16 protein-coding genes and 1 tRNA gene are annotated in these 20,788 nt (G+C 64.8%); 7 read left to right on the top strand and 10 right to left on the bottom strand.

Translation table 11 applies throughout. The features are described 5' to 3' along the window. Positions 1 to 298: 298 nt before the first annotated feature. From AC1DOQ_RS25520 to AC1DOQ_RS25495, 6 genes are all read right to left on the bottom strand, one after another. Positions 299 to 377 (bottom strand) — tRNA-Ile (locus AC1DOQ_RS25520). A gap of 135 nt (positions 378 to 512) precedes the next feature. Continuing rightward, positions 513 to 2,720: an RNA polymerase sigma factor RpoD gene (rpoD, locus tag AC1DOQ_RS25515; protein ID WP_477370748.1), complete on the bottom strand. Its 2,208-nt coding sequence runs from the start codon at positions 2,718 to 2,720 to the stop codon at positions 513 to 515. Between the two features lie 249 nt (positions 2,721 to 2,969). Next, positions 2,970 to 4,772, bottom strand: coding sequence for a DNA primase (gene dnaG / locus AC1DOQ_RS25510; RefSeq protein WP_477370724.1), 1,803 nt, complete (start codon positions 4,770 to 4,772; stop codon positions 2,970 to 2,972). A 160-nt stretch (positions 4,773 to 4,932) separates the two neighbouring features. Beyond that, entirely contained in the window at positions 4,933 to 5,382 is a 450-nt protein-coding gene (locus AC1DOQ_RS25505) for a GatB/YqeY domain-containing protein (protein WP_477370721.1), read from the bottom strand. Between the two features lie 136 nt (positions 5,383 to 5,518). Next, on the bottom strand, positions 5,519 to 5,731 hold the full coding sequence (gene rpsU, locus AC1DOQ_RS25500; protein ID WP_005665410.1) for a 30S ribosomal protein S21: 213 nt from the start codon (positions 5,729 to 5,731) through the stop codon (positions 5,519 to 5,521). 116 nt (positions 5,732 to 5,847) lie between these two features. Further along, positions 5,848 to 7,074 (bottom strand): BaiN/RdsA family NAD(P)/FAD-dependent oxidoreductase, encoded by a 1,227-nt coding sequence (locus AC1DOQ_RS25495; RefSeq protein ID WP_477370718.1) that lies wholly within the window; start codon positions 7,072 to 7,074, stop codon positions 5,848 to 5,850. A 113-nt stretch (positions 7,075 to 7,187) separates the two neighbouring features. Between AC1DOQ_RS25495 and AC1DOQ_RS25490 the strand changes: the two genes are divergently transcribed. Beyond that, positions 7,188 to 8,642 carry a ComEA family DNA-binding protein gene (locus AC1DOQ_RS25490; RefSeq protein ID WP_477370715.1) on the top strand — a complete coding sequence of 485 codons (1,455 nt, stop codon included), beginning with the start codon at positions 7,188 to 7,190 and terminating at the stop codon, positions 8,640 to 8,642. A 2-nt stretch (positions 8,643 to 8,644) separates the two neighbouring features. Here the strand turns inward: AC1DOQ_RS25490 and ybiB are convergent, their stop codons facing one another. Then, entirely contained in the window at positions 8,645 to 9,655 is a 1,011-nt protein-coding gene (ybiB, locus tag AC1DOQ_RS25485; RefSeq protein WP_477370712.1) for a DNA-binding protein YbiB, read from the bottom strand. Positions 9,656 to 9,797: 142 nt separating this feature from the next. Between ybiB and AC1DOQ_RS25480 the strand changes: the two genes are divergently transcribed. The 3 genes from AC1DOQ_RS25480 (at position 9,798) to AC1DOQ_RS25470 (ending at position 12,949) form a co-directional block, all read left to right on the top strand. Further along, positions 9,798 to 10,856 carry a 3-deoxy-7-phosphoheptulonate synthase gene (locus AC1DOQ_RS25480; RefSeq protein ID WP_477370745.1) on the top strand — a complete coding sequence of 353 codons (1,059 nt, stop codon included), beginning with the start codon at positions 9,798 to 9,800 and terminating at the stop codon, positions 10,854 to 10,856. A gap of 112 nt (positions 10,857 to 10,968) precedes the next feature. Beyond that, the gene (tsaD, locus tag AC1DOQ_RS25475; protein ID WP_477370709.1) at positions 10,969 to 12,006 is read left to right on the top strand and encodes a tRNA (adenosine(37)-N6)-threonylcarbamoyltransferase complex transferase subunit TsaD; all 1,038 of its coding nucleotides are present in this window, start codon (positions 10,969 to 10,971) and stop codon (positions 12,004 to 12,006) included. A 97-nt stretch (positions 12,007 to 12,103) separates the two neighbouring features. Beyond that, the gene (locus AC1DOQ_RS25470; protein ID WP_477370706.1) at positions 12,104 to 12,949 is read left to right on the top strand and encodes an endonuclease/exonuclease/phosphatase family protein; all 846 of its coding nucleotides are present in this window, start codon (positions 12,104 to 12,106) and stop codon (positions 12,947 to 12,949) included. Here AC1DOQ_RS25470 and AC1DOQ_RS25465 read toward each other — a convergent pair. The 3 genes from AC1DOQ_RS25465 to ybaK all read right to left on the bottom strand — a co-directional run bounded on the left by AC1DOQ_RS25465 (position 12,946) and on the right by ybaK (position 15,184). Continuing rightward, positions 12,946 to 13,596 (bottom strand): DsbA family oxidoreductase, encoded by a 651-nt coding sequence (locus tag AC1DOQ_RS25465; RefSeq protein WP_477370703.1) that lies wholly within the window; start codon positions 13,594 to 13,596, stop codon positions 12,946 to 12,948. The genes AC1DOQ_RS25470 and AC1DOQ_RS25465 overlap by 4 nt on opposite strands. Positions 13,597 to 13,968: 372 nt before the next feature. After that, on the bottom strand, positions 13,969 to 14,616 hold the full coding sequence (gene plsY, locus AC1DOQ_RS25460) for a glycerol-3-phosphate 1-O-acyltransferase PlsY (protein WP_477370700.1): 648 nt from the start codon (positions 14,614 to 14,616) through the stop codon (positions 13,969 to 13,971). Between the two features lie 76 nt (positions 14,617 to 14,692). Further along, a complete protein-coding gene (gene ybaK, locus AC1DOQ_RS25455; RefSeq protein WP_477370697.1) occupies positions 14,693 to 15,184 on the bottom strand; it encodes a Cys-tRNA(Pro) deacylase in 492 nt (163 codons plus the stop codon). A 38-nt stretch (positions 15,185 to 15,222) separates the two neighbouring features. Here ybaK and AC1DOQ_RS25450 point away from each other — a divergent pair, with 38 nt between their 5' ends. The 3 genes from AC1DOQ_RS25450 to AC1DOQ_RS25440 all read left to right on the top strand — a co-directional run bounded on the left by AC1DOQ_RS25450 (position 15,223) and on the right by AC1DOQ_RS25440 (position 20,698). Next, complete coding sequence (locus tag AC1DOQ_RS25450) at positions 15,223 to 16,179, top strand: endonuclease/exonuclease/phosphatase family protein (protein ID WP_477370693.1); 957 nt, start codon at positions 15,223 to 15,225, stop codon at positions 16,177 to 16,179. Between the two features lie 196 nt (positions 16,180 to 16,375). Next, positions 16,376 to 17,578, top strand: coding sequence for an efflux RND transporter periplasmic adaptor subunit (locus AC1DOQ_RS25445; protein WP_477370690.1), 1,203 nt, complete (start codon positions 16,376 to 16,378; stop codon positions 17,576 to 17,578). Between the two features lie 3 nt (positions 17,579 to 17,581). Then, on the top strand, positions 17,582 to 20,698 hold the full coding sequence (locus AC1DOQ_RS25440; protein ID WP_477370687.1) for an efflux RND transporter permease subunit: 3,117 nt from the start codon (positions 17,582 to 17,584) through the stop codon (positions 20,696 to 20,698). The last annotated feature ends 90 nt before the right edge of the window (positions 20,699 to 20,788 follow it).

Below are 20,788 nucleotides of genomic sequence, written 5' to 3'. Positions count from 1 at the left end.
GAAGCTCGGGCCCAGGGCTTGGTCGACTTAGCGAACTTGTGTTATGCCATGGCCGACAAGACGTTGGGCTCACGGACACCTTCGACTAGATGCTTAAAGATTGTGGTAAGCGTCGACCAACTCCAGTAGACGCTAACTGATGGGTGCGGAGCAGCGTCCACGGCGAATTGTCGCCCCGGGAGTCGCGTAGTTGAATGGATTTACTTACACAGCCGTTACATGGCTCAATACGTTACACAGAAAAGAAATCAGGGGCTTCGCGAATTTCACATAAGCCCCTGATTTTTCGATGAAATTTTGGTAGGCCTCCCCGGAGTCGAACCGGGCACCAACGGATTATGAGTCCGCTGCTCTAACCAGGCATGAGCTAGAGGCCCGAAACTGGTACGTCGTAGGGACGCTGAAAACTCGCCACTATCGCATGCACATCAACAAACGAGCATGCAAAGTGGCGAGAGGATATTGTTTTAACGAGAACCCGTCAAGGCTCAACGAACAAGATCAGAACAAGATCAGCTGCTGCCCTCGAGGAAGCTCTTCAGCTTGTCCGAACGCGACGGGTGGCGCAGCTTGCGCAGGGCCTTGGCTTCGATCTGGCGGATCCGCTCGCGGGTGACGTCGAATTGCTTGCCGACCTCTTCCAGCGTGTGGTCGGTCGACATCTCGATGCCGAAGCGCATGCGCAGGACTTTCGCCTCGCGCGGGGTCAGCGAATCCAGCACGTCCTTCACCACGCCGCGCATCGAGGCATGCAGGGCCGCGTCGGACGGCGCCAGCGTGTTGTTGTCCTCGATGAAGTCGCCCAGGTGCGAATCGTCGTCGTCGCCGATCGGGGTTTCCATCGAAATCGGCTCTTTCGCGATCTTCATGATCTTCCGGATCTTGTCTTCCGGCATTTCCATCTTGATCGCGAGGGTTGCCGGATCGGGCTCGGCACCGGTCTCCTGCAGGATCTGGCGCGAGATCCGGTTCATCTTGTTGATCGTTTCGATCATGTGCACCGGAATACGGATCGTGCGCGCCTGGTCCGCGATCGAACGGGTGATGGCCTGGCGGATCCACCACGTCGCATAGGTCGAGAACTTGTAGCCGCGGCGGTATTCGAACTTGTCGACCGCCTTCATCAGGCCGATATTGCCTTCCTGGATCAGGTCGAGGAACTGGAGGCCACGGTTGGTGTACTTTTTCGCGATCGAGATCACCAGGCGCAGGTTGGCCTCGGTCATCTCGCGCTTGGCCTTGCGCGCCTTCATTTCACCGGCCGCCATCTGGCGGTTGATGTTGCGCAGGTCCGGCAGCGGCAGGACGACGCGCGCCTGCAGGTCGATCAGGCGTTGCTGCAGCTCCTTGATCGTCGGGATGTTACGGCCGAGGATGGCGCTGTAGGCGTGGCCGGCGTTCACTTCGCCGTCGACCCAGTCGAGGTTCGTCTCGTTGCCCGGGAAGACCTTGATGAAGTGGGCGCGCGGCATGCCGCAGCGGTTCACGGCCACGTCCAGGATCTGCTTCTCGATATGGCGCACTTCGTCGACCTGGCCGCGCAGGGTGTCGCACAGCTTCTCGACCACCTTCGCGGTAAAGCGGATGCCCAGCAGCTCGGCCGAGATCGCGTCCTGGGCCTTGACGTAGTCCTTCGAGTTGTAGCCCTGCTTCTCGTAGGCCTTGCGCATCTTGTCGAACTGCTGTTCGATCATGTGGAACTTGTCGAGGGCGGAGGCCTTCAGCTGTTCCAGCTGCTCGGCGGAATAGCCGGCCGCGCCGGAACTGGCGCTGGCTTCTTCTTCCTCTTCCTCTTCTTCCTCTTCCTCTTCTTCCTCGTCGTCCTCATCGGTGTCGGACGAGGTCGGCGCGACCGCGGTCGGCGAGGTTTCCTCGGATTCGTTCGGATCGACCATGCCGTCGACGATCTCGTCGATCTTGATCTCGTCGTTCTCGATGCGGCGCGAGGCGTCGATGATCTCGGCGATCGTCACCGGGCAGGCGGAGATCGCCTGGATCATGTCGCGCAGGCCGTCTTCGATGCGTTTCGCGATTTCGATCTCGCCTTCGCGGGTCAGCAGCTCGACCGAGCCCATTTCGCGCATATACATGCGGACGGGGTCGGTGGTGCGGCCGAAATCGGAGTCGACGGTCGACAGGGCGGCTTCGGCGGCGGCTTCGGCTTCGTCGTCGCTGGTGACGGTGGCGACATTGTCGGACAGCAGCAGGGTCTCGGCGTCAGGGGCGTGCTCGTAGACGGCAATGCCCATGTCGTTGAAGGTGCCGATAATGCCTTCGATCGCCTCCGGATCGACGATATTGTCCGGCAGGTGGTCGTTGATCTCGGAATAGGTCAGGAAGCCGCGCTCCTTGCCCGACTTGATCAGGGCCTTGAGCTTCTGGCGGCGGATCTCGAGCTCTTCCTCGCTCGCTTCGGTATCCGACGAGAAAGCGTCTTTCAGCAGCGCTTTTTCCTTGGCCTTGCGGTCCTTGGCCTTGGCCTTGTCCGCAGCCTTCAGTTCGGCGCGCTCGACCGCGTTCAGTGCGGCGACTTCGTCGTTCTCGGGCGTGAATTCCTTGGGCTTGCGACCACGCCGTCCTGGTACCTTGACGGCCGGCAACACATAGCCCGACGTATCGATCGCGGCGAGTGCTTCCGCGTCGGTCGTCTGGCTCACAGGCGCAACACCCGCGACGCGGGCTTCCGCCTTGTCTTGAGAATTGTCCGCCTTGGCAGACATCCTGGTGGATTTGGTAGCCACTTTGGGTTCGGGTTTCTTGGTTGGCACAGGCGCTTTCGAAGTCACAACGACCTACTTTACTAAGTTAAAGATAAAGTTTTGTTACCCGCTTTTACTGCCCACTAACTGAAACTCCACGCCGCGTTTGAGACGAAAAAACGTTTCAAAGCTTGCAATAGTTAGCGTTTTATTATAGCACGCACCCCCATATTTTCCAGTCGAGAACACCCATGTCGCCGAGCAGGTGCATCAGGCAAATTTTGCGGGGGTGTCGTTCGCGGCTTCGCGCATCAAGAGGTCCTGCTGTGCTGTGATTTCGCGATAGCGGGCACTCACCTGATCTGGGGTCAAGCCGGAAGAAAACAACTGGTTCAACTCCTGTTTTAAGACATCCATCTTGATTTGTCGCACAGCACTGATGATCCAGACGCGATCCGTGTCGATATCCGATTCAGGTTCCGAAGCGATCTCGGCGACCAGATGATCGAACTCCGTACTGGCTTCCTTCAACTGCTGGGACAACGCGGCAAAGCTGGCGTTCGCCCCCAGCGCCTGGGCCTGCGCGACCAGCCAGCGCAGGCGGTCGGCCGGCTCGGCGCCGAAATGGTCGAAGGCGCGCAGTGCTGCTTCGTCGAGGTCCAGGGCCAGCGAGGGATGGGCCACCAGCATGCGCATGATCTGCAGCTCCAGCCCGACCGGCTCCGGACGGCCCTGGCGCGGCGGCGCCTTGCGCGCAACCGATACCGGCTTGGACAGCTCGAACAACGCTTCGATCTCCGCCGGGGTTGACTGGGTCATGCTGGCCAGGCCGCGCACGATCTGCAGGCGCAGCGCGGTCGGCGCCATTGCCTGCAGCAGGGGCTTGGCCTCGAACTGGGCGTGCGCCCTGCCCTCCGGCGTGTCGAGGTCGTGTTCAAGCGTGACTTCGCGCAGCAGGAAGGACGACAGCGGCATCGCCTCGTCGATCTCGCGGGCAAAAGCGTCGGCGCCGAATTCGCGCACATAGCTGTCCGGGTCGTGCTCCTGCGGCAGGAACAGGAACTTGATGGTCTTGTCGTCCGTCACTTGCGGCAGACAGGCTTCCAGCGCGCGCCGCGCGGCGCGGCGGCCGGCCTTGTCGCCGTCGAAGCTGAAGATCACGTTGTCGGTCTGGCGCAGCAACTTTTGCACGTGGGTACTGGTGCAAGCCGTGCCGAGGGTCGCCACCGCCTGCGGGAAGCCGAGCTGGGCCAGGGCGACCACGTCCATATAGCCTTCCGTCACCAGCACATAGCCGGCGTCGCGGATCGGCTGGCGCGCCTCGAACAGGCCGTACAGCTCCTGCCCCTTGTTGAACAGCGGGGTTTCCGGCGAGTTCAGGTATTTCGGTTCGCCGCCATCCATCACGCGGCCGCCGAAGCCGATCACCTGGCCCTTCGTGTTCCGGATCGGGAACATCACGCGTTCGCGGAAGCGGTCGTAGCGTTTCTTGTTGCCGCCGTCCTCGTCCACCTTGTCGATGACCAGGCCGGACTCGACCAGCGCAAGAGCGTCGTAGTCCTTGAACACCGAGCGCAGGTTGTCCCAGCCGGCCGGCGCATAGCCCATGCCGAAGCGCGCCGCAACCTCGCCCGTCAGGCCGCGGCCCTTCAGGTAGGCGATCGCGTTCGGCGCCTGGCGCAGCTGGGCGCGGTAGTAGTCGCAAGCCTGGTTCAGCGCATCGGTCATCGCCAGCGACTGGGCCTGCTGGGCGGCGCGCTGGGCCGGCGGAATCTTGTCGTCCTCGTTCGGCACGACCATGCCGACGCCTTGCGCCAGGTCCTTGACCGCGTCGACGAAGCCCATGCCCGAGTATTCGATCAGGAAGCCGATGGCGGTGCCGTGCGCGCCACAGCCGAAGCAGTGGTAGAACTGCTTGGTCGGGCTCACCGTGAAGCTGGGCGACTTTTCATTGTGAAAAGGGCACAGGCCCATGTAGTTGGCGCCGCCCTTCTTCAGCTGGACGTAACGGCCAACCACATCGACGATGTCGACACGATTGAGCAGATCGGTAATGAATGATTGCGGAATCACTAGATAAGTAACAGTGTTTGTCTAAACGCAGACTATACCGCAGCGCTCGCTACAGGTTGATTTGCAGCAAGGCAACAGGGCATTGCCACCCTGAATCGTGAAAGGCGGGCGCGGCCGTGGCAAAGACACCTCAGCCGCGCCGGCCGGCAGGCGCATCGACTTATGCGCCCGCCAGCGCCTTCTTCACTTGCGCCGACACGGCCGTCATATCGGCGCGGCCAGCCAGCTTGGGTTTCAGGATACCCATTACCTTGCCCATGTCCTGCGGACCGGCGGCGCCGGAAGCGGCGACTGCGGCTTGCACTTCGGCGGCGATTTCCTCGTCCGACAGGCCGGCCGGCATGTAGGCGCTCAGGATGCTCAGTTCCGCCTTTTCGATATCGGCCAGGTCCTGGCGGCCGCCGGCCTCGAACTGGGTGATCGAATCCTTGCGCTGCTTGATCATCTTTTCGACGACGGCGGTCACCTGGGCATCGTCCAGCTCGATGCGCTCGTCCACTTCCTTGCGCTTGATTTCGGCAAGGACGAGGCGGATGGTGGCCAGGCGTCCGCTTTCCTTGGCGCGCATCGCGGCTTTCATGTCGTCGGTCAGTTGTGCTTTCAAGCTCATGGATTCTCCGTGTTCTTTTTGGATTGGGAAAAAGGCAAAACCCGCTGCGGCATCGACCGGAGCGGGCTTCGACATATTCAGGCCTCGAAAGCCGGGACTGGCACAGGCCGTCGCCGGATCAGGCAGCTGAATGGAATTAGTACAGCTTCTTCGGCAGCTGTTGGCTGCGGATGCGCTTGTAGTGACGCTTCACGGCGGCGGCCAGCTTGCGCTTGCGCTCTGCAGTCGGCTTCTCATAGAACTCGCGTGCGCGCAGTTCGGTCAGCAGACCGGTTTTTTCGATAGTGCGCTTGAAGCGACGCATAGCGACTTCGAACGGCTCGTTTTCTTTAAGGCGGATAGTGGTCATGTAAAAATGAAACCGTTGGATTTAGGGAAGAACGAAATTCTAACAGCTTTTCAAGATGCGTGGTAGGTTTTCTCATCATGCCCCAAGCATGTGCCTGAATTGCCACATCCGGGAAATCACTCGATGCTGGAACCCGCCACATAGCCCGAAGCCCAGGCCCACTGGAAGTTGTAACCGCCCAGCCAGCCCGTCACGTCGACCGTCTCGCCGATGAAATACAGGCCCGGCACCTTGTTCGCCATCATCGTCTGCTGCGACAGCTCGCGGGTATCGACGCCGCCAAGGGTCACCTCGGCCTTGCGATAGCCTTCCGAGCCGTTCGGCACGATGGCCCAGCGGTTGATCGCATCGCCCAGCTTGCGCAGTTTGGCATCGGCCATGTCCGGCAGGCGCGCGTCAGGGGCAAAGCCGTTGGCGGTCAACAAACCTTCGGCCAGGCGCGCCGGCAGCCATTGCGACAGGATATTGCCGAGCTGCTTCTTCACACTCGTCTTGGCAGCGATCAGCTCGTCGGCCACGTCGAGTTCCGGCAGCAGGTTCAGCACGATGGGCGTGCCCGGTTGCCAGTAGCTGGAAATCTGCAGGATCGCCGGGCCGGACAGGCCGCGGTGGGTGAACAGCAGGTCTTCGCGGAAGTGGCCGAATTTAGCTCCACCTTTGGCGCCCTTTCCTTTCTTCGACCCCGTCTCGACCTCGACCTCCAGCGCAATGCCCGCCAGCGGCACGAAGGGCTGCCAGCTCGGGCCGTCGAAGGTCAGCGGCACCAGGCCGGGGCGCGGCTCGATCAGGTTCAAGCCGAACTTCTTCGCGATGCGGTAGCCGAGGTCGGTGGCGCCGATCTTCGGGATCGACAGGCCGCCGGTGGCCACCACGACGTTGGCGGCCCCGATATCGCCACCGTCGGTGCCGACAATGAAGGCGCCGTCGTCCAGCCTCTCCACGCCGGTCACCTTGCAGGGCATGCGCCACTCGACGCCCCCCACATCGCATTCAGCCTTCAGCATGCGGATGATCTGTTCCGACGAGTCGTCGCAGAACAACTGGCCGCGGTGCTTCTCGTGGTGGGCGATGCGGTGTTTTTTTACAAGTGTCAAAAAATCCTGGGCCGTGTAGCGCGACAGCGCGCTGCGGCAGAAGTGCGGATTCTCCGACACGAAGTTCTGCCAGCCCGCATTGATGTTGGTGAAGTTGCAGCGGCCGCCGCCGGAAATGCGGATCTTCTCGGCCAGCTTGGCGGCGTGGTCGACCAGCAGCACGCGCTTGCCGCGCTGGCTTGCCACGGCCGCGCACATCATGCCGGCCGCGCCCGCGCCGATCACCACCACATCGTATCGTCTTGCCATACCAACCGTCCCGCCCTGCCGACAAAAGACGAGATTGTAAGCCGCTAGGCTCATCCACGCATACATATCCGATTTTGAACACGGCGCCGCGACAGGACGTTATGCTTTCCGCCATGAACATCGTCCAGCGCTGCCTGCTCGCCACCGCCACGCTCGCGGCCATCCACGCCAATGCCCAGGCCGCCGAACTCGGCGTGCTCGCTCCCGTCATCCAGGACAAGACCGTCCTGACGCGCCCCGCTCCCGGCAACGCCGGCCCGGCGCCGGTGGTGACCCGGGTGCGCGAGGGCCGGCTCTACGAAGCCCTGCAGCGCGAAGCCGCCGGCGGCACGACCGCCGCCGTCCTCGCCCTGGACGAGCTGGCGATGAAGACCGCCGGCGCGCCCGCCGGCACCACCTGGCTCTACCTGTCGCAGGAAGACGGCGGCTTCGCGCGGCGCGGCTTCTGGCTGCAGGAAGGCGGCACCACGCGCTGGGTCGACGAGGCCATGGTCGACCTGGTGGTCGATGCCGGCAGCGTGGACGACGGCAGCTTCGAAGAGATCTTCGCCCACGAACTGGGCCACGTGATGCTGCGCCGCCTGCTGCCCGGCCTTCCCGCCGGCTATTCGCGCACGCCCCACCACAGCTTCAGCGTGACCGACCAGCAGACCGCCTTCGACGAAGGCTGGGCCACCCACTTCCAGGGCCTGGCGCGCCTGCTGACGCAAAACGCCCGCCTGCGCGCCCAGGACGCCGGCCTGGAAGGCAAGGCGGACACCGCGCTATGGCTCAGCAACCTGGACCGCACGATGCGCATCGACGGCATGCGCCGCAACTGGTTCGTCTACCGGCAGACGGCGCAGCCGGGCGTGCCGGCGCAAGCCTTCGACCGCTCGCCGTCCTTCGACCCGGCCCGATTGAAGAGCGCAGCCCAGATGCTGGCCTGCGAAGGCGTGTTAGCCACCTTCTTCTACCGCCAGCTGGCCGCGCCGGATGCGGCCGCCCTCGGCGCGCGCTATGCGCCGATGTTCCGCGCCCTGCACGCGATGTCGCGCGAAAGGCTGGACGCCGCGACGCCGCTGCTGCCGCTGCTGGCGCGTACGCTGGCGCAGGAGGCGCCCGAGGATGGCAAGCGCTTCATCGCGGTCCTGGCCGAGACCAGCGGCGGCGCGCTGGTCTCGCCTGCACTGGCGGCCGCGAGCCAGGCCAGCTTCGCGCCGGCGCTGGCGGGCGACGGCGAGCGCTTCGTCCCCATGCTCAAGCCCTTGCGCACCCGCTTGGCGCAGGCCGTCGCCGAAACGCAAGCGCAGCCGGCGCAGCTGGCAAGCCACGTCAGGCCGGCGATCTGGCTGCTGGCCTCACCCACGCTGGCGGTCGACTTGAACACGGCCGAGCGCCCTCACCTGCTGGCCCTCGGCCTGGACGGGAAGACGGCCGAACGCGCCCTCGCCAGCCGCCGCAGGGATGGCGATTTCAGCAGCCTGGAAGATTTCATGGCGCGCGTGAAACCGGCGCCGGCGATCGCACCCAGACTCGCCGGTCAGCAGGAAGCGCTCAAGCAACTCGGCCCGAACCGGCGCGACTGAATTCAGGCTGCGCGCAGCGCCGCCGACACCCGCAGGCAATGCGCCACCTGGGCCGCGATCGGCGCCGGCACCGGCTGTTCGCCGCGCAGGGCGCGCTGGATCCAGTCGGCGGTGGCGGCCGCGTCGCGTCCTTCGGGCGCCGGCGCCAGTTCATCCGCCGGCGGATCGCGCTCGGCCAGCAGGGTCTGGGTGCCGGCATGGAACCAGTCGATCTGCTGGGCGCGATTGGCATTCGCCACCGTCTCGCCCTCGGTGCCGCGCATCAGGAAGGCGTCGCCGCGCGCGGCCGGCGCCGCGTTCCGGAAGTACTCGGTCAGCATGGCCAGGTATTCGGGATGGGTATAGGAGACCAGGCGCAGCGCCGGCCCTTCGAAGGGCTGCAGGATCTTGACCAGGGTGTGCGTCGAATTGCGCACGCCGAGGATGCGGCGCAGCGAGAGCTGGTGGGACAGCCTGGGTGCGAGGGTCTCGATGGGCATGAAGCAGGGTTTACGCCTGGCGAAGGCGTCCAGCATGTCGGCGGTCGAGCCGGTCGGGCCGACGCCCATCTCCGCCAGGATCTCGGCCGTGGTCACGCGTCCCGGGTCCTGCCGCACGCCGTGGATCAGTACCGGCACGCCTTCGCGCGCCAGCAGCAGGGCCAGCAGGGGTGTCAGGTTGGCCAGCTTGCGCGCGCCGTTGTAGCTGGGGATCAGCACCGGCGCATACGCTCCCGGCGGCGATGGCAGCGGCGTGAAGGAGTGCTCGGCCGCATCCATGAAGCCGGCGATCTCGTCCACCGACTCGCCCTTGATGCGCATCGCCAGCAGGATCGCGCCCAGTTCCAGGTCGGACACGCGGCCGTCCAGCATGGCGCCGTACAGCGCGCCGGCATCCTCGCGCGACATGCTGCGCGCGCCCTTCACGCCGCGGCCGATCTCCTTGATGAAATGGGCCGCAGGAAAGGGGTCAAGATCGGGGGCCAGATCGGGGGCGAGATCGGGGTCGAGATCGGGTTGGTGATTGGTCGTCATGGCGATAGCATACCCCAGGCGCTTGTCGCGAATGCATCAGCGCCCGGCGAATTTTTCTCGCATTGCAGTGCAACATATGCGATTTCCGGCTAGACTGGTCCTCTTCCAACGACAACGACGCCCGGAAAATCGTCTAGCCATGCTGATCACGCCCGATATCGAAAATACCAACGTTACCTCGTTCGCGACCATGCCGTCCCCGGTCGAGCTGCACCAGAAGCTGCCGCTGACCGACCTGGCCTTCACCACCGTGATGAAGGGCCGCGAAACCCTGCGTAACATCCTCGACCGCAAAGACAAGCGCCTGTTCGTGGTGGTCGGCCCCTGCTCGATCCACGACCCGGTCGCCGGCCTGGATTATGCGCGCCGCCTGAAGGCGCTGCAGGCCGAAGTGCTTGATACCATGGTGCTGGTGATGCGCGTGTATTTCGAAAAGCCGCGCACCACCACCGGCTGGAAGGGCTATATCAACGATCCCTTCATGGACGATTCCTTCCGCGTCGACGTCGGCATGGAACGCGCCCGCCAGTTCCTGCTCGACGTCTGCGAGATGGGCCTGCCGACCGCCACCGAAGCCCTCGATCCGATCTCGCCGCAGTACCTGGGCGACCTGATCGCCTGGACCGCCATTGGTGCGCGCACCACCGAATCGCAGACCCACCGCGAGATGTCCTCGGGCCTCTCGACCCCGGTCGGCTTCAAGAACGGCACCGACGGCGACGTCAGCATCGCCGTCAATGCCGTGCTGTCCTCGTCCAGCCCGCACTCCTTCCTGGGCATCAACGGCCAGGGCGGCGTGTCGATCGTGCGCACCCGCGGCAACGCCTACGGCCACGTGGTGCTGCGCGGCGGCGGCGGCCGTCCGAACTACGATTCGGTGTCGGTGGCGATCGCCGAACAGGCGCTCAAGAAGGCCAAGCTGCCGGCCAACCTGGTGGTCGACTGCTCGCACGCCAACAGCTACAAGAAGCCGGAACTGCAGCCGCTGGTGATGTCGGACGTGATCCAGCAGATCAAGCACGGCAACCAGTCGCTGGTCGGCGTGATGATCGAATCGAACATCGTCAGCGGCAACCAGCCGATTCCGGAAGACCTGTCGCAGCTGCAGTACGGCTGCTCGGTGACCGACGGCTGCATCGGCTGGGAAGATACCGAGGCGATGCTGCGTGCGGCGCACAAGGAGCTGCTGCAGCGGCCCTGATGCTCCGATTCACGGCGCCGGTCATCGACCGCTGTGTATCACCGCGTGGGCGGCGTAGCCGCCCACCCTACGGTAAAATGGTGGATTCCGCTTTTTCCACCATCTCATTCCCATGATTGTCCTCGGCGTCGAATCCTCCTGCGATGAAACCGGCCTGGCTCTGTACGACACGGAGCGCGGGCTGCTGTCCCATGCCCTGCACTCGCAGGTTGCGATGCACGAGGAGTACGGCGGCGTGGTGCCGGAACTCGCCTCGCGCGACCACATCCGCCGCGCCCTGCCGCTGCTCGAACAGGTGCTGGCCAAAGCCGATCTGCCGAAGGAGCGCATCGACGCCATCGCCTATACCCAGGGTCCGGGCCTGGCCGGCGCCCTGCTGGTCGGCTCCTCGGTGGCCTGCAGCCTGGCGCTGGCGCTGGATAAACCCGTGCTCGGCGTGCACCACCTCGAGGGCCACCTGCTGTCGCCGCTGCTGGCCAGCGAGCGTCCGGAATTCCCCTTCGTCGCCCTGCTGGTCTCGGGCGGCCACACCCAGCTGATGCGGGTCGACGGCGTCGGCCGCTATACGCTGCTGGGCGAAACCCTGGACGACGCCGCCGGCGAAGCCTTCGACAAGTCGGCCAAGCTGCTGGGCCTGGGCTATCCGGGCGGACCGGCGATTTCGCGCCTGGCGGAATTCGGCGATCCGGAAGCGTATAAACTGCCGCGCCCGATGCTGCACTCGAAGGATTTCAACTTCAGCTTCTCGGGCCTCAAGACCGCCGTGCTGACGGTGGTGAAGAACAGCGGCTCCGGGATCGCCAACATCTGCGAGCAGGACAAGGCGAATATCGCGCGCGGCTTCGTCGATGCGATCGTCGACGTGCTGACCGCCAAGTGCGTCTCCGCGCTCAAGCACACCGGCCTGAAGCGCCTGGTGATCGCCGGCGGCGTCGGCGCCAACCGCCAGCTGCGCGAATCGCTGAACGCGGCGGCGGCGAACAAGAAGTTCAAGGTCTACTATCCGGAGCTGGAGTTCTGCACCGACAACGGGGCGATGATCGCCTTTGCCGGCGCGCTGCGGCTGGAGCGCAATCCGGCGGCGGCGACGCATGATTACGGCTTCAACGTGAGGCCGCGCTGGCCGCTGGACGAGATCGAAGCCGCCTGAGAATGTGAACTTGCAAGCTTGATATTGATCCTAACGTGTGACCTTTCGGCCCGAATAGATGGCAATATCGGGCAGTCGAGTTTTACGGAGGTATCGAATGCGCATAGTCAGCTGGAATATTCACTGGGGCTGTGGGAAGGACGGGCGCATCCGGATCCACGCCATCATCGATGTGCTGCGCAAGCTGAATCCGGACGTGATCTGCCTGCAGGAAGTCGCCGCCAACCATCCGGAACTCGAGGGCAGCGCCACCGCCAGCCAGTTCAAGCAGCTCGGCGGCGCGCTCGGCGGCTTCCACCTGATCGAACACGCGCCGAGCGAAATCTACCGTAACAACCTGCCTCGCCAGTTCGGCAATCTCCTGCTGTCCAAGTACCGCATCACCCAGGCCCAGCGCCACATGCTGCCGTGGCCGGCCGCGCCGGACTACCCGTCGGGCATGCCGCGCGGGCTGATCGAAACCGTGCTCGACGCACCCGGCGGCAAGCTGCGCGTGCTGACCACCCACCTCGAGTACTATTCGCCGCCGCAGCGCCGCGCCCAGGTGGCGCGCATCCGCGAACTGCATGCCGAAGCGTGCGCGCGGGCCGCGATCTACCAGCCCGAACCCGACCTCGATCCGCCCTTCCAGCTGGGCTTCCGGCCCGGCACCGCCATCTATTGCGGCGACTTCAATTTCTCGCCGGAGTCGGAGGACTACCGCGCGCTGCTGGCGCCACCCGGCGATGGCGCCCTGCCCCTGGTGGATGCCTGGAAGGTCCGCCACGGCGCGATGGCGCGGGCGCCGACGGCCGGGCTGCACGGCTACCCGTGGCCCGACCGCCCGGCGTGCTACGACTACTTTTTCGTGACCGAGGACCTGGCGCCGCGCGTCGTGGAACTCAACGTGCAGTCCGAGACCGCGGCTTCAGATCACCAGCCGGTCGTGCTGGACCTGACTTAGACCGTCTCTTCCTGCTGCGCCAGCTGGCGCAGTGCCTGCTCGAACACCTCGGGCGGCTGGCCGCCGGAAATCAGGTGGCGCTCGTTGATGACGATCGCCGGCACCGAACGGATGCCGGCGCGCTGCCAGTAATACTCCTGCTGGCGCACTTCGTCGGCAAAGCTGTTCGACTCCAGCACGGCGCGTGCCTGTTCCTGGTCGAGCCCCGCCTCGCCGGCGACCCGCACCAGCACCTCGCGCGAACTGGGGTCTTCACCCTTCGTGAAATAGGCTTCGAACAGCTTTTCCTTCAGCGCACGCTGGCGGCCTTCGCCCTGGTTTTCGGCCCAGTGCAGCAGGCGGTGGGCGTCGAAGGTGTTATAGATGCGGCCACGCTTGCTCATGTCGAACGTGAAGCCGACATCCGCGCCGCGCTGGCGGATCATCTCGCGCGACTGCTCCTGCTGGGCCGGCGTGGATCCGTATTTTTCGGTGATGTGTTCGAAGATGTCCTGGCCCTCGGGCCCCATGCCCGGGTTCAGCTCGAACGGTTGGAAATGGATGTCCGCCTGGACCTCGCCGGCGACGCGCTCGAGCGCCGTCTCCAGCGATTTCAGGCCGATCGCGCACCAGGGACACGATACATCCGACACGAAATCGATTCTCATTTGCTTGCTCACGACTCACCACCTTCCTGGAATTGACGCCGCTATGCATGCGGCCTGGGACATATGGTGACACATCGAGCAAAAGCAGGCAGCGCGTGCACGAAAACACCCCGTCGTTCGATTAACGACACCCCAGCATTCGGCGTCAAAAATTCGGGGTCAGAGCACTTTTTCAAACAAATTCGGGGTCAGAGCACATTTTCGGGAAATGGCCAGCGCACAAAACAGCGTCACCGGCGCGGCCATCAAAAAGCAAAGCCCGGCCACGCGCAAGTCGCGGCCGGGCTTGAGGATGCTGCTCGGGAGCCATTGCTGAGAAAAGTGCTCTGACCCCGAATTTGCCTGAAAAAGTGCTCTGACCCCGAATTGGGGTTATTTTTTCCTGGCGGTGGTTTTGGTGGCTTCGGTCTTGCTGCCGATGCGTGATTCTTTGCCGGCCAGCAGGTTGGAGATGTTCTTGCCGTGGCGGTAGAGCAGTAGTGCGCTCATGATGACGACGGCGAACAGTTTTTCGTCCGCGCCGAACAGCAGGCCGTAGTAGAAGGGGGCGAAGACCGCGGCCACCAGCGCCGCCAGCGAGGAATAGCGGAAGGCGTAGGCCACCACCAGCCAGGTCACCAGGGTCGCCAGGCCGAGCCAGACGTTCAGGCCCAGCAGCACGCCCAGCGCGGTGGCCACGCCCTTGCCGCCGACGAAGCGGAAGAATACCGGCCACAGGTGGCCGACGAAAACCGCCACCGCCACCAGGGCGATGCCGCCGTCCTCGACGCCGAAGCGGTCGCCGAAGTGCACCGCCAGCCACACCGCCAGCCAGCCCTTGGCGCAGTCGCCGATCAGGGTAGCGATGGCGGCCTTCTTGCTGCCGCTGCGCAGGACGTTGGTCGCGCCCGGGTTCTTGGAGCCGTAGGTGCGCGGGTCGGACAGGCCGAAGGCGCGGCTCGCCACGACCGCGAAGGAAATCGAGCCGATCAGGTAGGCGGCGATGGTGAAAACAATGGTGTAAATGGTCGAGCTGTCCATGCTGTTTCTTTCTTATATGGCGTGCGCCGGCAATTGCTCAGGCGCGTGGAATATACACCATTGGCCGAGCTGAACGCTAATCCGCCAGGGCGCAATGCACCGGCCTGGCCTTCAGCACCTCGACCAGCGCCTTCGGATCGATCCCGATCAGGAAGCCGCGCCGGCCGCCATTGATATAAATCTTGGGCAGGGACAGGATGCTCTCCTCGACATACACCGGCATCGCCTTGCGCACGCCGAATGGCGAGGTGCCGCCGACCAGGTAGCCCGAATGGCGCTGCGCCACCTCCGGCTTGCAGGGCTCGACCGACTTGCAGGGGATGGCGCGCGCCAGGTTCTTGGTCGATACCTTGCGGTCGCCATGCATCAGCACGATCAGCGGCCGCGCCGCCTCGTCCTGCATCACCAGGGTCTTCACGACCGCGTGCTCGTCCACGCCCAGTTCGCGCGACGATACCGCGGTCCCGCCATGCTCCTCGTACTCGTAGGGATGTTCGGAAAATACGACCCCGTTCTTGCGCAGGAACTGCGTTGCCGGGGTTTCTGAAATGTGCTCTTTCTTGGCCATGCGTGTTACGCTAAAAGCAAACGGAGGAGTTGCTTATTATGCAGCAAGAAATTCGCTTTGCCACCTTCAATGTCTGCAACCTGGCCCCGCCGGGTGCGCGGCTGTACGAGAACCTGGAACCGAGTACACCGGAAGAGTACGAAGCGAAAATCGCCTGGACCGCACACCAGATCGACATGCTGGGCGCCGACGTGATCGGCTTCCAGGAAGTCTTCTCGCAGGCATCGCTGGCGGAGGCCCTGTCGCGCACCCGCCGCTACCGCGAAGCCATCCACGTCGGCTTCGACCCCGATCCGGGCGCCGACAAGCTCACGCCCAGCGTCGCCCTGGTGTCGCGCCTGCCGCTGGCCGACGCCCCCGAATCCTTTCCCTATTTCCCGCCGGGGATCGCGATGCCGCCCGGGAACCGCGACCCCGAGCGCTTCACCCGCGCGCCCCTGCACGCGGCGATCGAGATCCGGCCCGGCCTGGTGGCCGACGTGGTGGTGGTGCACCTGAAGTCGCGCCGTCCCGACTACCGCGCCAACGACACCGGCGACGATCCCCAGCTGTTCGCGCTCGCCTCGCTGCGCTCGCTGATCCGGCGCGGCACCGAAGCCGCCGCTCTGCGCGTGCTCATGTCGAAGCTGGCCCGCGAACACCACCGTCCGCGGGTGGTGCTGGGCGATTTCAACGACGTCGCCGACGCCGTCACCACCGGCATCGTGCTGGGCATCGGCGCCCCCAGCGGCGACCGCCTGTACGACGCCTGCCAGCTGCAGCGCCGCCAGGACCGCCTGCGCCATGTCGGTTTTTCAAACTTGCATGAAGGTCAATACACGACCATCGACCACATCCTCGTGTCCGGGGAATTCAATGGCGAACTGGCAGGTGCGCTGGGGGAAATCGTCGACGTTGTCTACCTGAACGACCACCTCGGCCTGGGCTTGCCGGAAGCGTCCGACCACGGGCAGGTGCTGGCGCGCTTGCGGCTGTTCGAGGCTGGGGACTCCTGAGCAGCTCCTACCTCGACGTTGCCGGCAACGACAGCTAAGCAAGTGTCCGGACACCGTCCGCGTACGGACGTCCGATCCGCCTTTTCGACGTTTCGTCGGTCCGATTGCACGGCTCGTCGCATTCCGATAGCTGTTCGTCATCCCCTTCCTTATTCTCTCATCACGAATAATCGACCGAGAGACCGGACCTACCGCCATGAAGATCGAATCCCTGCCGCCGCTGGCGCCGCCCCCCGTCGAACCGAAATCCGCGCGCCGCCGCTGGCGCGTGCCCGCCATCGTCCTTGCCGTGCTGGCCGTGGCCGGCGGCGGCTATGCCTACACGCAAAAAGGCAGCGCCTCCCCCGCCCCGGCGCCGGCGGCGGAGAAGAAGGCCGCCGTGCACGAACTGTCGGCGCGCGACGTCGCGCGCGTGGAGGCGCGGCCGCTGGCGGTGACGCTGCCCCTGTCCGGCTCCCTCACGCCGCTGGCCCAGGCCACGGTCAAGTCCAAGGTGTCGGGCGTGGTGCTGCAGACCACGGTGCAGGAAGGCATGAACGTGACGGCCGGCCAGGTCATCGCGCGCCTGGACGACAACGAGGCGCGCGCCCGCGTCGCCCAGCAGCAGGCGCTACTTTCCGAGGCCTCGGCGCGCCTGGCGCTGGCGAAAAAGAACATGGCCAACAGCGCCGCCCTGCTCAAGCAGAACTACATCGCCCAGAACGCCTTCGACACCACCGCCAATGCGGTCGACCTGGCCCAGGCCTCGGTCGATGCCGCGCGCGCCCAGCTGGAACTGGCGCGCATCGCGCTGGCCGACACCGCGATCCGCGCGCCGATTTCCGGGGTGGTCAGCAAGCGCCACGTGCAGGCCGGCGAGAAACTGTCGCCGGACAGCCCGGTGTTCTCCATCGTCGACCTGAAGCAGCTGACCCTGGACGCCCAGGTGCCGGCTTCCGACATCCCGCGCGTCAAGGTGGGCCAGGAAGTGCAGTTCAAGGTCGACGGCTTCGGCGAGCGCAGCTTCGCCGGCAAGGTCGTGCGCATCAATCCCGCCACCGAGGCGGGATCGCGCGCGATGCTGGTGTATATCGGCGTCGACAACCCGGACGGCGTGCTGCGCGCCGGGATGTTCGCGAAAGGCATGGTCACCACCGAGAAATCGGCGGCCCATCCCCTGCTACCCCTGCTGGGCGTGCGCAAGGAAGGCGGCCGCGACGTGGTCTACCGCGTCGACGGCGGCAAGGTCGAGGCCAGGGCGGTCACGCTCGGCCTGAAGAACGAAGACGACGGCCTGGTCGAGGCGATCGACGGCATCGATCCCGGCGCGCTGGTGCTGGCGGTGAAGCTGGACGGCCTCAAGCCGGGCGACAAGGTCAAGCTGCCGGAAGCACCGGCCACCCCGGCGAAGAAAGGCTGAACCATGTGGATCACCCGTATCAGCATCAAGCATCCCGTCTTCGCGACCATGGTGATGGTCGGCCTGATGGTGCTCGGCCTGTTCTCCTACCGCGGCCTGGGTGTGGAAAGCATGCCGAACATCGAGATCCCGGGCGTCTGGATCGAGACCCAGTACCCGGGCGCCTCGCCCGAGCAGGTCGAGAACGACGTCACCCGCCCGATCGAGGAAGCGGCCAACACCGTCGGCGGCATCAAGACCATCCGCAGCAATTCCTGGGAGGGCCGTTCCGGCGTCGGCGTCGAATTCCAGCTGAGCGTCGACATGGACCGCGCCGTGCAGGACCTGCGCGACCGCATCAGTACCGTGCGCGGCGGCTTCCCGCGCGAGGTCAAGGAACCCGTGGTCTACCGCCAGGAGGGCGAGAACGCGCAGCCGGTGCTGCAGGTGGCGCTGCTGTCGCATGAGCGCAGCCTGCGCGACCTGTCGATGCTGGCCGACCAGGTGATCGTCAAACGCATCCAGGCGGTGGCCGGGGTCGGCCAGGTGCGCATCAACGGCAAGCAGAACCGCCAGGTGCTGGTCGACATCCGTCCCGACCAGCTGCGCAGCCTGAACGTCGGCATCGACGAAGTCATGGCCGCGATCACCGCCACCAACGCCAACCTGCCGGCCGGCCGCATCAGCCACGGCGAGCGCGAGAACCTGGTGCGCATCGAGGGCAAGATGAAGGAAGCGGCCGACTTCCGCCGCATCATCGTCGCCAAGCGCGCCAACGGTCCGATCTACCTGCACCAGGTGGCCGAGATCAGCGACGGCGCCGCCGAGGAGCAATCGCTGTCGCGGGTGGACGGCCAGCGCGCCCTGTCGCTGGAAATCGCCAAGGTCCAGGATGCGAACACGGTCGACGTCGGCGTCAACGTCAAGAAGGCGATCGAGGCCATGAAACAGACCCTGCCCAAGGACGTCGAGTTCCGCATCCTCGACGACGTATCGAGCAGGGTCCAGCACCAGGTCGACAACGTCAAGGAAACCATCGTCGAAGGCGCGGTCCTGACCATGGTGATCGTGTTCTTCTTCCTGCACTCCTGGCGCAGCACCGTCATCACCGGCCTGACCCTGCCGATCTCGGTGCTGGCCAGCTTCATCGCGATGAAGTACTTCGGCTTCACGCTGAACTTCCTGACCCTGATGGCGCTGTCGCTGTCGATCGGCCTGCTGATCGACGACGCCATCGTGGTGCGCGAGAACATCGTGCGCCACCTCGGCATGGGCAAGAGCCACGCCAGGGCCGCCGAAGACGGTACCAACGAGATCGGCCTGGCGGTGATGGCCACGACCTTCGCGATCGTCGCCGTGTTCGTGCCGATCGCCTTCATGCAGGGCATCATCGGCCGCTTTTTCCTGCAGTTCGGGATCACGGTGGCGGTGGCGGTGCTGGTGTCGCTGTTCGTCAGCTTCACGCTGGACCCGATGCTGTCCTCGGTGTGGCCGGATCCGGTCAAGGGCCGCTTCAAGTACCTGCCCTGGCTGGGCCGCCTGATGGCGCGCATCGACGTCGGCATCGAGCACGTGCACGGCTGGTATGCGAAGGTGCTGGGCTTCTCGCTGGCCTGGCGCAAGTCGACCCTGGCCTTCGCCTTCGCGGTGTTCGCCGGCAGCCTGCTGCTGGTGCCGATGATCGGCGGCGAATTCGTGCCCCAGGTCGACAACGGCTACATCCAGCTGAACTTCAAGGTGCCGGTCGGCTCCAGCCTCGACTACAACGACGCCAAGGTGCGCCAGATCGAGGCCGCGCTGGGCGAGTTCAAGGAAATCGAGAACATGCAGACCGTGGTCGGCGCCTGGGACGGCCGCCATACCTCGGCGATCAACCTGAAGCTGACCGACGTCCGCAAGACCCACCGCCGCTCGCAGCAGGAGATGGAAAAGGTGATCCGCGACCGCCTGTCCAGCATCGCCGGCATCGAGATGACCGTCGGTAATCGCCCGATCTTCATCGCCATCCTCGGCAGCAACGAGGCGAACCTCGACAAGGTCGCCCACGTCCTGATGGACAAGATGAAGAAGATCAAGGGCGTGGCCGACATCCAGTACAGCCAGGAAGGCGCGAACCCGGCCACCATCGTGAAGATCAACCAGGAACTGGCGACCGACCTCGGCCTGTCGGTGCAGCAGATCGGCGCCGCCCTGCGTCCCTTCGTCGGCGGCGACCAGACCAACCGCTGGCTGGCGCCGGACGGCCAGAACTACGAAGTCAACGTGCAGCTGCCGAAGTCGGGCCGCCAGAAGGTGGCCGACCTGGCCGACCTGTCGGTGGCCTCGAGCAAGCTGGATGCGGCCGGCAACCCGATCATGGTGCCGCTGCGCCAGGTGGTCGAGTTCGTGCCGTCGACCAGCCCGCAGGTGCTCAAGCGCCAGGCGCTGGAACGCCGCGTGGCGATCAATGCCGGCCTCGAGAACCGTCCGCTGGGCGACGTGATGAAGGAAGTGAACGCGGCCATGAAATCCATCGACCTGCCGGAAGGCGTGCGCTTCGACGTCGGCGGCCAGTCGCAGCAGATGGACGAGACCATGGGCGGCTTCGCCATCGCCCTGGGCATCGCGATCATCTTCATCTACCTGGTGCTGGCCTCGCAGTTCGGCAGCTTCCTGCAGCCGATCGCGATCATGATGTCGCTGCCGCTGTCGCTGATCGGCGTGCTGCTGGCCCTGCTGGTCACGAAGAGCACCCTGAACATCTTCTCGGTGATCGGCGTCGTGATGCTGATGGGCCTGGTGACCAAGAACGCGATCCTGCTGGTGGACTTCGCCAACCAGGGCCAGCGGGAAGGCAAGTCACAGTTCGAGGCGCTGATGGAAGCCGGCCAGGTGCGCCTGCGCCCGATCCTGATGACGACCCTGGCGATGATCTTCGGCATGCTGCCGATGGCGATCGGCCTGGGCGAAGGCGCGGAAAACCAGGCACCGATGGGCCGCGCGGTGATCGGCGGCGTGATCACCTCGACCCTGCTGACCCTGGTGGTGGTGCCGGTGGCGTACACCTACCTGGACAGCTTTGGCAAGCGGGCCAAGCGGTGGTTCCAGAAGGGGCATGAGCTCGAGGCGGAGGCTGGTCCGGCCGAGGGGCAGGCGATCTGAGCACGTAAGTTTGCACGTCATTCCCGCGTAGACGGAATTAGTGCCACTGGCACTAATTCCGCCAGGTTCGGCGATCTGCCAACAAGCTTG

This window comes from Massilia sp. 01N417 (genome assembly GCF_056399645.1).
The sequence above is the reverse complement of the archived record's forward strand: the minus strand, read 5'-3'. Positions and strand labels throughout refer to the sequence as shown.